Annotated in this window: 10 protein-coding genes; 8 read left to right on the forward strand and 2 right to left on the reverse strand. The window is 64.5% G+C overall.

Annotated features, from left to right (window positions below):
- Positions 1-15: 15 nt before the first annotated feature.
- A complete protein-coding gene (locus NTD82_RS10790) occupies positions 16-627 on the reverse strand; it encodes a glutathione S-transferase family protein (protein WP_262128734.1) in 612 nt (203 codons plus the stop codon).
- Between the two features lie 216 nt (positions 628-843).
- Between NTD82_RS10790 and NTD82_RS10795 the strand changes: the two genes are divergently transcribed.
- The 6 genes from NTD82_RS10795 to tadA all read left to right on the forward strand — a co-directional run bounded on the left by NTD82_RS10795 (position 844) and on the right by tadA (position 8165).
- Positions 844-1539 (forward strand): response regulator transcription factor, encoded by a 696-nt coding sequence (locus NTD82_RS10795; RefSeq protein WP_262128735.1) that lies wholly within the window; start codon positions 844-846, stop codon positions 1537-1539.
- Positions 1539-2885 (forward strand): sensor histidine kinase, encoded by a 1347-nt coding sequence (locus NTD82_RS10800; protein ID WP_262128736.1) that lies wholly within the window; start codon positions 1539-1541, stop codon positions 2883-2885. The genes NTD82_RS10795 and NTD82_RS10800 overlap by 1 nt, the downstream gene beginning before the upstream one ends.
- 76 nt (positions 2886-2961) lie before the next feature.
- Positions 2962-5190, forward strand: coding sequence for a TonB-dependent siderophore receptor (locus tag NTD82_RS10805; RefSeq protein WP_262128737.1), 2229 nt, complete (start codon positions 2962-2964; stop codon positions 5188-5190).
- A 64-nt stretch (positions 5191-5254) separates the two neighbouring features.
- Positions 5255-6145, forward strand: a complete 891-nt coding sequence (locus tag NTD82_RS10810; protein ID WP_262128738.1) for an alpha/beta hydrolase — start codon at positions 5255-5257, stop codon at positions 6143-6145.
- Between the two features lie 158 nt (positions 6146-6303).
- Entirely contained in the window at positions 6304-7686 is a 1383-nt protein-coding gene (locus NTD82_RS10815) for a multicopper oxidase family protein (RefSeq protein WP_262128739.1), read from the forward strand.
- A complete protein-coding gene (gene tadA / locus NTD82_RS10820) occupies positions 7686-8165 on the forward strand; it encodes a tRNA adenosine(34) deaminase TadA (RefSeq protein ID WP_095154211.1) in 480 nt (159 codons plus the stop codon). The genes NTD82_RS10815 and tadA overlap by 1 nt, the downstream gene beginning before the upstream one ends.
- On the opposite strand, the gene mltF is transcribed toward tadA, so the two are convergent.
- Positions 8162-9622 (reverse strand): membrane-bound lytic murein transglycosylase MltF, encoded by a 1461-nt coding sequence (gene mltF / locus NTD82_RS10825; protein ID WP_095154210.1) that lies wholly within the window; start codon positions 9620-9622, stop codon positions 8162-8164. The two genes, tadA and mltF, sit on opposite strands and share 4 nt — an antisense overlap.
- 246 nt (positions 9623-9868) lie before the next feature.
- On the opposite strand from mltF, the gene purL reads away from it, so the two are divergent.
- Positions 9869-13768: a phosphoribosylformylglycinamidine synthase gene (gene purL / locus NTD82_RS10830; protein WP_262128741.1), complete on the forward strand. Its 3900-nt coding sequence runs from the start codon at positions 9869-9871 to the stop codon at positions 13766-13768.
- A gap of 3 nt (positions 13769-13771) precedes the next feature.
- Positions 13772-14083, forward strand: coding sequence for a YqfO family protein (locus NTD82_RS10835; RefSeq protein ID WP_095154208.1), 312 nt, complete (start codon positions 13772-13774; stop codon positions 14081-14083).

Here is a 14083-nt window from a genome sequence, read left to right on the forward strand (position 1 = left end):
TTGAACCAGGGTGGGTCAGGCGCTCAGCCCGGCGCGGCTCTGGGCGAAGGGCACGAAGCCCGGCAGCGCCTCGACCCGACGCAGGAACGCATTGACGGCGGGATAACCGGACAGGTCGACATTGCCCTCCGGGGCGCGAGCGACGTAACTGTAGATGGCCACGTCGGCGATGGTCGGATGGGCGGCAGCGAGCCACTCGCGGTCGGCCAGGTGCTGTTCCAGTCGGCCCAGCAGGACATGGGCGCGGGCAATGACTTCGTCAGCGTCGAAACTGGCGTTGAACACGGTGATCAGCCGCGCTGCGCAGGCGCCGTAGGCCAGTTCGCCAGCGGCCACGGACAGCCAGCGCTGGACCCGCGCCGCGCCCAGCGCGTCCTCGGGCAGCCAGTCGGTGCGCCCGGCCTTCTTCGCGAGGTAGACGAGGATGGCATTGGAATCGGCGATCACGATCTCGCCATCTTCCAGCACTGGAATCTGGCCGAACGGATTCAGGGCGAGAAACGCCGGCGACTTGTGCGCGGCCGCGGCCAGATCGACTTCGATCAGCTCATGGGGTACGCCCAGCAGCGAGGCGAACAGAACTGCGCGGTGGGCATGGCCCGAGAGAGGGTGGTGATGGATCTTCATGTTCCGGCTCCTGGCTTGAGTGAGCGGGGCGGGGTGAGTCCCGATCCGTGAGGCCAGTGTGGAACCGAACGCTTTTTAGCGGAATACGCTTTGTTGGCAGTTCTTTATTGCGTCAGTTGGAATAATCGCGCCGGGCTGACCGATGTCATTGCTCCCGTCCGGGGTGAAATGGGATGATTCGCAATTGCAATCACTGCCCACCCAGAGCCACTGTCCGTGTCCCCCAGACTTCTCCTTACCGAAGACGATTTCAACCTGCGCCAGGACCTCGAGCAGCATTTCCAGCGCCGTGGTTTTCACGTTCATGCCTGCGAAAACGGCACCCAGGCCCTGGCGGCGATGGCGCAGGGCGGTTTCGATCTGGTGCTGCTGGACATCATGCTGCCGGGAATCGATGGCCTGAGCCTGCTGGACAATCTGCGTCGGCATCAGTCGGTCCCGGTGATGCTGATGTCGGCCCTCGGCGCCGAGCAGGATCGCATCAGTGGCTTCACCCGCGGCGCCGATGACTACTTGCCCAAGCCGTTCAGCCTCGCCGAGTTGGACGCCCGGGTCGATGCGCTGTTGCGGCGGGTGGCGCTGGATCGGCGGCGCGACGAGCAAGGCAGTGACAGTGGTTCGCTGACCTTCGATCCGGAGCGTCAGGACGTCGTTCACCAGGGCCGCAACGCCGGCCTCACCGGTTCCGAATTCCGCCTGCTGTCGACGCTGCGCGCCCACCCCGGCGAGGCGCTGAGCAAGGCGTTTCTCTATCAGACGGTGCTGCACCGCGCCTACACCCGGCTGGACCGCGGCCTCGACGTCCACGTCTGCAACCTGCGGCGCAAGCTGACCGCCATTGGCGCGGCCCATCTGCAAATCCAGTCGGTGCGCAGTCAGGGCTACATCCTGGTGGAAGCGGAACCGTCCTGATGCGTCGTCATCCGCTGTTGTGGAAGCTGGCGCTGATATTGGTGAGTTTCTGCCTGTTGCTGACGTGGCTGATCTGGACTTGGGGCCTGTCGGTGGAGCGCAGCACCTACTTTCTCAGCGCCGCCGATCAAACCTATCTGGCGCGCTATGCCGAGCAGGCTGAACAGGCGTGGCGCGACGGCGGAGCCGAGGGCGCCGAGGCTTACCGCCAGCAGCTCGCACAGCAGGAAGACACCTGGGTGGCGCTGGTCGGGCCTTACCTGCAAAGCCTCGGCACCACGCCGCTGAGCGCTGAAGATGCCCGTCACCTGACGTTCATGCGCAAGCTCGACTGGCCCATGAGCCGGCGGCTCCAGGATGAATTGCCGTACGTCAGCATCGAGTTTCCCGAGCATCCCGAAGACGGCCGGCTGGTCATTCAGTTGCCGGAGCGCCTGCTACCCACCGGCCTGACGCCCTGGACCCATCTGGTCACCCACGGTATAGCGCCGGCGGTTTTGGCGTTGCTGCTCGGGCTGGCGCTCTATCGCCATCTGGTGGTGCCGCTCAATCGCCTGCGCGACCGCGCCGACGCCTTGCGCGCGGATGATCTGAACAGCCCCGGCCTGCCGCTTCAGGAGCGCCGCGATGAACTGGGCGAACTGGCCCAGGCCTTCGAACACATGGCCGGGCGCTTGCGGCGCAGCCTCGATCAGCAACGGTTGTTGCTGCGTACCTTGTCCCACGAATTGCGCACGCCGCTGGCGCGGTTGCGCATCGCCCATGACAGCGGCGTACCAGCGGAGCAATTGCGCGAGCGTCTGGACCGGGAAGTGGACGGCATGCAGCGGCTGCTGGAAGACACCCTCGACCTGGCCTGGATGGACACCGAACAACCGGAGCTGCCCACCGAGCCGGTGCAGATGCTCTCGGTGTGGGAGGCGCTGTGCGAAGACGCCTGTTTCGAAAGCGGCTGGGCGCGCTCGCGCTTGCTTTCGACGCTGTCCGCCGACTGCCGGATTCAAGGCCATCTGGACAGCGTTGCCCAAGCCTTGGAAAACCTGCTGCGCAACGCCATTCGCCACTCGCCGGAAGGTGGGACGATCCGCTTCGATGGCGTGCGCGAGGGCGACTCTTGGCATTTCCAATTGACGGACCAGGGGCCGGGCGTCGCCGAGGCCGACCTTGAACGCATCTTCGAGCCTTACCAGCGTCTGGCCGGCAGCGGCGCGGGTTTCGGCCTTGGCTTGGCGATCGCCCGTCGCGGCATCGCGTTGCAGGGCGGAACGCTGTGGGCCAGCAATGGCCATCCCGGGCTGGTGCTGCATCTGGTGCTGCCCGTCGCGGAGGAATGTTTAGAAAGTTAATGATCTTTACTCTCAATTAGTAGTCATTATCATTCGTGATCTCTTGCCTACAGCGCGACGTTCCGGAGATCGAAAGATGTTGCCCCGCCCAGTCACCCGCATTCCCTTCCTGCTGTTGTCCAGTTGCCTGTTGTCCACCGCCGTGCAGGCGGCTTCCGAGCCGCAGGTTGTCGAGCTGGAAAGCCAGAACGTCGTTGCCACCGCGCTGGAAGAGACCAAGCAGGCGCCGGGCGTGTCGATCATCACCGCCGAGGACATCAAGAAGCGCCCACCGGCCACCGACCTGTCGCAGATCATCCGCACCATGCCCGGGGTCAACCTGACCGGTAACTCCACCAGCGGTCAGCGCGGCAACAACCGCCAGATCGACATCCGCGGCATGGGCCCGGAAAACACCCTGATCCTGGTCGATGGCAAGCCGGTCGGCAGCCGCAGCTCGGTGCGTTACGGCTGGCGCGGCGAGCGCGATTCGCGGGGTGACACCAACTGGGTGCCGGCCGATCAGGTCGAGCGCATCGAGGTCATCCGTGGCCCGGCGGCAGCCCGTTATGGCTCCGGCGCGATGGGCGGGGTGGTGAACATCATCACCAAGCAGGCCAGTGCCGAAACCCACGGCAACATGACCGTCTACCAGAACTTCCCGCAGCACGGCGAAGAAGGCACCAGCAAGCGGGTGACCTTCGGGCTCAACGGCCCGCTGACCGACAGCCTCAGCTACCGGGTCTACGGCAACGTGGCGAAAACCGATTCGGATGACTGGGACATCAACGCCGGGCACGAATCCGCCCGCACCGGTAACCAGGTCGGCACGCTGCCGGCGGGCCGCGAAGGCGTGCGCAACAAAGACCTCAACGGCCAGTTGAGCTGGCGCCTGAGCCCCGAGCAGACCCTGGAACTGGAGGCCGGCTTCAGCCGCCAGGGCAACATCTATACCGGCGATACCCAGAACACCAACTCCAACGCCAACGTGAAAAGCATGCTGGGCCACGAGACCAACATCCTTTACCGCGAGAACTACGCGCTCACCCATCGCGGTGACTGGGACTTCGGCAGCACCATGGCCTACCTGCAATACGAGAAGACCCGCAACCAGCGGATCAACGAAGGCCTGGCCGGCGGCACCGAAGGCATTTTCAGCAACACCGATTTCTACACCTCGACCCTGCGCGACCTGACCGCCCACGGCGAAGTGAACCTGCCGCTGCACGCCCTGCGTGACCAGACCCTGACCCTCGGCGCCGAGTGGAGCCAGCAAAAGCTCGATGACCCGAGCGCCAACACCCAGACCACCAGCGAAGGCGGCGCGGTCAGCGGCCTGACCAGCGCCGGTCGCGACACCAGCTCGCAAGCGCAGATCGTCTCGTTCTTCGCCGAAGACAACATCGAACTGCTGCCCGGCACCATGCTCACGCCGGCCCTGCGTTTCGATCACCACAGCATCGTCGGCGACAACTGGAGCCCGTCGCTCAACCTGTCCCACGCGCTGACCGACACCCTCACCCTGAAAGCCGGCATCGCCCGTGCCTACAAGGCGCCGAACCTGTACCAGCTCAATCCTGACTACCTGCTCTACAGCCGCGGCCAGGGCTGCTACGGCCAGAGCACCAGTTGCTACCTGCAAGGCAACGACAAGCTCGAAGCCGAGACCAGCGTCAACAAGGAATTGGGGATCGAGTACCAGAACGACGGCTGGGTCGCCGGCCTGACCTACTTCCGCAACGACTACAAGAACAAGATCGAATCGGGGATGAGCCCGGTCGGTCGTGCCACCGGTGGCACCGGCACCTACGTCAACTCCGCGGTCTACCAGTGGGAAAACGTGCCGAAGGCGCTGGTCGAGGGCCTCGAAGGCACCCTGACCATCCCGCTGACCGAGCAGTTGAAGTGGAACAACAACTTCACCTACATGCTGCAATCGAAGAACAAGACCACCGGCGAGACCCTGTCGGTGACCCCGAAGTACACCCTCAACTCGATGCTTGACTGGCAGGCCACCGACGCGCTGTCGCTGCAGGCCAGCGTGGCCTGGTATGGCAAGCAGACGCCGAAGAAGTACGACTATCACGGTGATCGCGTGACCGGTAACGGCAATAACCAGTTGTCGCCGTATGCGCTGGTGGGCTTGAGCGGCACCTACGCCTTCACCAAGAACCTGAGCCTGACCACCGGTGTTGAAAACCTCTTCGACAAACGCCTGTTCCGCGAAGGCAACGCCCAGGGCGTGAACGGTATCGATGGTGCGGGTGCCGCCACCTACAACGAGCCGGGCCGCACGCTCTACACCAGCCTGACCGCCTCCTTCTAAAAGGCCCCGGCCGCCGCTTCCGCGTGGAAGCGGCGGCTGATCGCGCACATAACGAGAATGCCTGATGAACCTCACCCCGTTATTCCTGAGCCTGGCGCTGATGGCGTCGGGCTCTGTTGCGTTGGCGCAGCCGGAACCCGAGCAGAAGATGGATGCCCCGGTGCTGCAGCAGAAGGACTCCGCTTACCGTTTCACCACCCTCACGCTCGACTCCGCTGACGGCAAGCGCCATTACCAGTTGTGGGTCGGCAAGCCGGAGCGCCCGGCGCCGGCGGCCGGTTACCCGGTGTTGTGGATGCTCGATGGCAATGCCGCACTGGGCACCCTGCAAGCGTCGCAGTTGCGCGAACTCGCCGCCGGCCAGGCGCCGCTGTTGGTCGCCGTGGGTTACCAGACCGAGCAGCGCATTGAGCGTAACGCCCGTACTTACGACTACACCCCGGCGGTGCCGGGCCTGGCGGAGCAGGTTGATCCATTGACCGGGCAGCCCAGTGGCGGTGTGGATGGTTTTTTTGACCTGTTGAATCAGCGCATGCGGCCGATGGTCGCCGCGGTTGCGCCGATTGATGGTCGGCGCCAGACCCTTTGGGGGCATTCCTATGGTGGCCTGGCCGTGCTGCATGCGTTGTTCCGCCGGCCCGGCGAGTTCAGCGATTACGCGGCGGCGAGTCCTTCGTTGTGGTGGCGGGACGGGGCGATCGTGCGCGAGGCCGAAGGCTTGTCGGCGCGACTGGGCGACAGCCATCCCCGCCTGCTGCTGATGCGCGGAAGCGCCGAACCGTCCCAGCCTCGCGGCCCGAGCACCGGGGATGTGGAAGCGCCGGCTCGTGCGCTGGTTGCCGATCTGGAGAAGGTTCCGGGGTTGCAGGTCAGCTACCAGCGCTTCGAAGGGCTGAACCATGGACCGATGTTGCCGGCGTCGTTGGGGGTGGTGATCGAGCGGATGTCGCGTTGACAGGTTTGTGTTGTTGCTGATGGCCTCATCGCTGGCAACCCACCCTGCGACAAGACTTCACTTAATCTTTGATAAATGCGGGTGTATCGTATTCGCCCTTCACGCTGGCCAGATAATGGCTGACTGTTGTTTTCCGCGAGTACGAGGTTCCTGTTCCGATGTCCTTTTCCCGTCGACAAATGCTCAAGGGGCTGACCGGCCTGGTGGTGGTTGGCCTGGGCGCCGGTGGCGCGGCCCGTTACTGGCTGGGCAAGGTCGAGGACGAGAACGCCGGGCACGACTACGAACTGATCGCCGCGCCGCTGGACGTCGAGCTGGTGCCAGGCTTCAAGACCGAGGCCTGGGCCTTCGGCCCGTCGGCGCCGGGCACCGAGTTGCGGGTGCGCCAGGGCACCTGGCTGCGGGTGCGCTTCATCAACCACCTGCCGGTCGAAACCACCATTCACTGGCACGGCATCCGCCTGCCGCTGGAAATGGACGGCGTGCCCTATGTGTCGCAACTGCCGGTCAAGCCGGGCGAGTTCTTCGACTACAAGTTCCGCGTGCCGGATGCCGGCAGCTACTGGTATCACCCGCATGTCAGCAGCAGCGAGGAACTCGGCCGCGGTCTGGTCGGCCCGCTGATCGTCGAGGAGCGCGAGCCGACCGGCTTCAAGCACGAACGCACCTTGAGCCTGAAAACCTGGCATGTGGACGAGCAGGGCGCCTTCCTGCCCTTCAGCATCCCCCGCGAGGCCGCGCGCAACGGCACCGCCGGGCGCCTGATCACCATCAACGGCCAGGCCAACGCGGTCACCGAACTGCCGGCCGGGCAAGTGGTGCGGGTGCGTTTGCTCAACCTCGACAACACCTGGACCTACCGCCTCAACCTCAAGGGCAACTGCGAGGCGATGATCTATGCCCTCGACGGCAACCCCATCACCCCGCGCCCGCTGGAAGACGAGTATTGGCTCGGCCCGGGCATGCGTATCTGCCTGGCGATCCGCATTCCCGAGGCGGGCGAGGAAGTGTCCTTGCGCGACGGCTTCGTGCGCCTCGGCACCCTGCGTTCGGTCGCCAGCGCCGATAAACCGGGCGACTGGCCGCCAGCGCTGCCGCAAAATCCGGTCGCCGAGCCGGACCTGGAGAACGCCGAGAAACTCAACTTCAATTTCGAATGGGCCGGCAAGGTCTCGGTGGACACCGAGAACGGCAGGCCGCCGAGCCTCTGGCAGATCAACGGCCAGGCCTGGGACATTACCGACAAGACCTGCGCCGACCGCCCGATCGCCACGTTGCAGAAGGGCAAGAGCTACATCTTCGAGTTGAAGAACATGACCCAGTACCAGCACCCGATCCACCTGCACGGCATGAGCTTCAAGGTCATCGCGTCGAATCGCCACACCATCGTCGAGCCGTGGTTCACCGACACCTACCTGCTGGGCAAGAACGAACGCGCCCAGGTGGCGCTGGTGGCGGATAACCCGGGGACCTGGATGTTCCATTGCCACGTCATCGACCACATGGAAACCGGCCTGATGGCCGCGATCGCGGTGGTGTGATGCGACCGCAGATCATCGATCGCAGCCGCGATCAGGAGTTCATGCGCCTGGCCCTGGAACTGGCCGCCCAAGGCGCGGCCCTCGGCGAGGTGCCGGTGGGCGCGGTGCTGGTGCAGCACGGCGAAGTGATCGGGCAGGGCTTCAACCGGCCGATCATCGACAGCGACCCCAGCGCCCACGCCGAGATGGTCGCCATTCGCGCCGCCGCCAAGGCCGCCAGCAACTACCGGCTACCGGGCAGCACCCTGTATGTGACGCTGGAACCGTGCAGCATGTGCGCCGGGCTGATCGTGCATTCGCGGGTCAACCGCGTGGTCTATGGCGCGCTGGAGCCCAAGGCCGGGATCGTGCAGAGCCAGGGACAGTTCTTCACCCAGGGTTTTCTCAATCACCGCGTGATCTATGAAGGCGGGGTGCTGGCGGAGGAATGCGGGACGGTGCTGAGCGAGTTCTTCAAGGCCCGAAGAGCCAAGGCTTAAAGCGGCGGGGTCTGCTCCGCCGGCTTGTCCTTGTTCACGCCGGGCACGTGCAGATTGCCTTCGGCGACCTGGCTGCCCTCAAGCTGCGGCTGGGTCACCCAGGTGAGGATGTCGTAGTAGCGACGGATGTTGGCGACGAAATGCACCGGCTCGCCGCCGCGGGCGTAACCGTACTTGGTCTTGCTGTACCACTTCTTCTGCGACAGCCGCGGCAGCATCTTTTTCACGTCCAGCCACTTGTTCGGGTTCAGGCCCTCGCGCTCGGCCAGCTTGCGCGCGTCGTCCAGGTGACCGCCGCCAACGTTGTAGGCGGCCAGGGCGAACCAGGTGCGGTCCGGCTCCTTGATCGAGTCGTCGAGCTGTTCCTTGACGTGCATGAAGTACTTGGCGCCGCCGCGGATGCTCTGCACCGGATCCAGGCGGTTGGACACGCCCATGGCCTGGGCGGTGCGCTGGGTCAGCATCATCAGGCCGCGCACACCGGTCTTGGAGGTCACCTCCGGCTGCCACATGGATTCCTGATAACCGATCGCCGCCAGCAGGCGCCAGTCCACCTGTTCTTGCTTGGCGTAGGTGCGGAAGTGCTTTTCGAAGCGCGGCAGGCGCTGCTGCAGGTGCTGGGCGAAGGTATAGGCGCCGACATAACCGAGCACGTCGACATGCCCGTAATAGCGGTCTTTCAAGCGTTGGAGGGTGCCATTCTTCTGCACCTTGTCGAGGAATTCGTTGATTTCGTTGAGCAGGCTGTTGTCTTCGCCGGCGGCCACGGCCCAGCGCTGGTCACGGGCATCGCCGAGGTCGAAGGCCACCCGCACGTTGGAGAAATACACCTGGTTCATCGCCAGTTCGTTGGAATCCACCAGGGTCAGGTCGATCTGCCCTTCATCGACCATGCGCAGCAGGTCGACCACTTCCACCTGGTCGGATTCTTCATATTCCAGGCCCGGGTATTGTTTCTTCAGTTCGGCGAGCTGTTCGGCGTGGCTGCTGCCCTTGAGCACCAGGATGCGCTTGCCCACCAGACCGGCGGCATTGGTGGGGCGGGTCTTGCCGTTGCGGTAGATGACTTGCGGGGTGACTTCGAGATAAGGGTGGGAAAAACGCGCCTGGCCCTTGCGCTGCTCGCTGCTGACCAGGCCGGCGGCGGCCAGCACCGGGCCTGATGGCTTGCCGAGCTGGCTGAACAGGTCGTCGAGGTTGTCGGCGGTTTCGATCTGCAGTTCGACCCCAAGATCGTCGGCGAAGCGTTTCACCAGCTCATATTCGAAGCCGGTTTCGCCGTTACGGTCCTGGAAATAGGTGGCCGGGCTGTTGCGGGTCACCACGCGCAATACACCATCCTCCTTGATGCGTTCGAGGGTGCTGGGTTTTTCAACGCAGGCACCGAGCATCAGGAAGAGTCCGGTTGCGATGAGCCATTTGGCGCAACGCTGGCGCAAAGCAGTCTGGGCAAACATAACGTGCAGTATACGCAAAGGGCCTGCCGCGCCATATCTCGACAACTGATAGCTTGTCTGCTATCGCCGCCTGTGCTTGCGACTTTTCAGCGCAGTTGTAGGTTGCTTGCGGACGGACGGCCGCCCTGGAACGCACTTGCCGACATTCGGATGGCCGCCAATGCAGCGTTTCGGGTGCCTGACGCGGAGGTTTAGGCTAGAATGCACGGCCTCTAAGCACACCCCCTTCCTGAGGCTGTCCCGACGATGTTGATCCTGCGCGGCGCTCCTGCCCTTTCTGCCTTTCGCCACGGTAAATTACTCGAGCAATTGAGCCAGAAAGTCCCCGCTGTTAGTGGTTTGTACGCTGAATTCGCTCATTTCGCCGAGGTTGACGGCGATCTGACCGCCGACCAACAGCAAGTGCTCGCGCGCCTGCTCAAGTACGGCCCGAGCGTACCGGTACAGGAACCTGCCGGTCGCCTGTTCCTGGTCATGCCGCGTTTCGGCACCATCTCGCCCTGGTCGAGCAAGGCCAGCGATATCGCCCACAACTGCGGCCTGGAAAACGTCCGTCGCCTGGAGCGGGGCATTGCCTTCTATATCAGTGGTGAACTGAGCGAAGCCGACGCCGCTGGCGTCGCCGAGCTGCTGCACGACCGCATGACCCAGGTCGTGCTGGCCCGGCTGGAAGAGGCCTCGGGCCTGTTCAGCCACGCCCAGCCCAAGCCGCTGACCGCCGTCGACATCCTCGGCGGTGGCCGCGAAGCCCTGGCCAAGGCCAACGTCGAGCTGGGCCTGGCCCTGGCCGAAGACGAGATCGATTACCTGGTCAGCGCCTTCCAGGGCCTCAAGCGCAACCCGCACGACATCGAACTGATGATGTTCGCTCAGGCCAACTCCGAGCACTGCCGTCACAAGATCTTCAACGCCAGTTGGGATATCGACGGCGAAAGCCAGGAAAAAAGCCTGTTCGGCATGATCAAGAACACCTACCAGATGCACAGCGAAGGCGTCCTGTCCGCGTACAAGGACAACGCCTCGGTGATCGTCGGTTCGGTCGCCGGCCGCTTCTTCCCGAATCCTGAAACCCGCCAGTACGGCGCGGTGCAGGAGCCGGTGCACATCCTGATGAAGGTCGAGACCCACAACCACCCGACCGCCATCGCTCCGTTCCCGGGCGCGTCCACCGGCTCCGGCGGCGAAATCCGCGACGAAGGCGCCACCGGTCGCGGCGCCAAGCCGAAAGCCGGCCTGACCGGCTTCACCGTTTCCAACCTGCGCATCCCGGGCTTCGAACAGCCGTGGGAGCAGGCGTATGGCAAGCCCGAGCGCATCGTCAACGCGCTGGACATCATGATCGAAGGCCCGCTGGGCGGCGCCGCGTTCAACAACGAGTTCGGTCGTCCGGCCCTGACCGGCTACTTCCGTACCTTCGAACAGTCGATCAACACCCCGCACGGCGAAGAAGTGCGCGGTTACCACAAGCCGATCATGCTGGCCGGCGGCATGGGCAACATCCGTGAAGACCACGTGCAGAAGGGCGAAATCACCGTCGGCGCCAAGCTGATCGTGCTCGGCGGCCCGGCCATGCTGATCGGTCTGGGCGGCGGCGCTGCCTCGTCGATGGCCACCGGCGCCAGCTCCGCTGACCTCGACTTCGCTTCCGTGCAACGGGAAAACCCGGAAATGGAACGCCGTTGCCAGGAGGTCATCGACCGCTGCTGGCAACTGGGCGACAACAACCCGATCGCCTTCATCCATGACGTCGGCGCCGGCGGTATCTCCAACGCTTTCCCCGAGCTGGTCAACGACGGTGGCCGCGGCGGCCGCTTCGAACTGCGCAACGTGCCCAACGACGAGCCGGGCATGGCCCCGCACGAAATCTGGAGCAACGAATCCCAGGAGCGTTACGTGCTGGCCGTCAGCGCGGTCGACTTCGAGCGCTTCCAGGCCATCTGCGAACGCGAGCGTTGCCCGTTCGCGGTGGTCGGCGAAGCCACCGAAGAAGCGCACCTGACCGTCACCGACAGCCACTTCGGCAACACCCCGGTGGACATGCCGCTGGAAGTCCTGCTGGGCAAACCGCCGCGCATGCACCGTTCGGTGACCCGCGAAGCCGAGCTGGGCGATGACTTCGACCCGGCCCAACTGGAACTGACCGACTCGATCGAGCGCGTGCTGCGTCACCCGGCCGTGGCCAGCAAGAGCTTCCTGATCACCATCGGCGACCGCACCATCACTGGCCTGGTTGCCCGCGACCAGATGGTCGGCCCGTGGCAGGTTCCGGTAGCCGACGTTGCCGTGACCGCCACCAGCTTCGACGTCTACAGCGGTGAAGCCATGGCGATGGGCGAGCGTACTCCGCTGGCGCTGCTCGATGCTCCGGCATCCGGTCGCATGGCGATCGGCGAGACGCTGACCAACATGGCCGCCTCGCGCATCGAAAAACTCTCCGACATCAAACTGTCGGCCAACTGGATGTCCGCCGCCGGCCATCCGGGTGAAGACGCCCGTCTGTACGACACCGTCAAGGCCGTGGGCATGGAACTGTGCCCTGAGCTGGGCATTACCATTCCAGTGGGCAAGGACTCCATGTCCATGAAAACCCGCTGGAGCGACGAGGGCGCGGAGAAGAGCGTTACCTCGCCGATGTCGCTGATCGTCACCGGCTTCGCACCGGTCACTGACATCCGCAAGACCCTGACCCCAGAACTGCGCATGGACAAGGGCGAAACCGACCTGATCCTGATCGACCTCGGCCGCGGGCAGAACCGCATGGGCGCCTCGATCCTTGCGCAGACCCACGGCAAGCTGGGCAGCCAGGCGCCGGACGTCGATGACGCCGAAGACCTCAAGGCGTTCTTCGCGGTGATCCAGGGCCTGAACGCCGACGGTCACCTGCTGGCCTACCACGACCGTTCCGACGGTGGCCTGCTGACCACCGCGCTGGAAATGGCCTTCGCCGGTCACTGCGGCCTGGACCTGGAACTGGACACCCTGACCAGCAAGCGCGAGAAAGTCTCGGCCATCCTCTTCAACGAAGAGCTGGGCGCGGTAATCCAGGTTCGCCAGGACGCCACCCCGGACGTGCTGGCCCAGTTCAGCGCCGCCGGCCTCGGCGAAGACTGCGTCGCGGTGATCGGCAAGCCGGTCAACAGCGATAGCGTCTCCATCAGCCTCAATGGCGAGGTGTTGTTCGACGGCAATCGCCGTCTGCTGCAACGCCAGTGGGCCGAGACCAGCTACCAGATCCAGCGCCTGCGCGACAACGCCCAGTGTGCCGATCAGGAATTCGACCTGCTGCTGGAAGAAGACAACCCGGGCCTGAGCGCCAAGCTGGGCTTCGACGTCAACCAGGACATCGCCGCGCCGTTCATCAAGAAAGGTGTGCGTCCACAGGTGGCGGTACTGCGTGAGCAGGGCGTCAACGGTCAGGTCGAGATGGCCGCAGCCTTCGACCGCGCGGGCTTCAACGCCATCGACGTGCACATGAGCGATATCCTCGCCGGCCGCGTCGACCTGGACGCATTCAAGGGCCTGGTGGCCTGCGGTGGCTTCTCTTACGGCGACGTCCTCGGTGCCGGTGAAGGCTGGGCCAAGTCGGCGCTGTTCAACAGCCGCGCCCGCGACGCTTTCCAGGGCTTCTTCGAACGCACCGACAGCTTCACCCTCGGCGTGTGCAACGGTTGCCAGATGATGTCCAACCTGCACGAACTGGTGCCGGGCAGCGAGTTCTGGCCGCACTTCGTGCGCAACCGTTCCGAGCAGTTCGAAGCCCGTGTCGCCATGGTTGAAGTGCAGAAGTCGAACTCGATCTTCCTGCAGGGCATGGCCGGTTCGCGCATGCCGATCGCCATCGCCCACGGCGAAGGCCATGCCGAGTTCGCCAGCGAAGAAGCCCTGCTTGAAGCCGATCTGTCCGGCTGCGTGGCACTGCGCTTCGTCGATAACCACGGCAAGGTCACCGAAACCTACCCGGCCAACCCGAACGGCTCGCCGCGCGGGATCACCGGCCTGACCAGCCGCGACGGTCGCGTCACCATCATGATGCCGCACCCTGAGCGGGTCTTCCGTGCCGTGCAGAACTCCTGGCGTCCGGACGACTGGAACGAAGACGGCGCCTGGATGCGCATGTTCCGCAACGCGCGGGTGTGGGTGAACTAAAGGGTGTACAAGCTCGCCTTCTTCGTTCCACCGAGCCACGTCGACACGGTCAAGCAGGCCGTGTTCGCCGCGGGCGGCGGGCGCATCGGCGACTACGACTGCTGCGCCTGGCAAGTGCTGGGCCAGGGTCAGTTCCGCCCGCTGGACGGCAGCCAGCCGTTTATCGGGCAGAGCGGGGTGGTCGAGCAGGTCGAGGAATGGCGAGTGGAATTGGTGGTGGCCGACGAGCTGATTCATCAGGTCGTCGGTGCGCTGAAGCAGAGTCATCCGTATGAAACGCCGGCGTATGAGGCGTGGAAATTGGCGGATATCTGA

This window comes from Pseudomonas sp. 5P_5.1_Bac1 (assembly GCF_025466015.1).
Lineage (GTDB): Bacteria > Pseudomonadota > Gammaproteobacteria > Pseudomonadales > Pseudomonadaceae > Aquipseudomonas.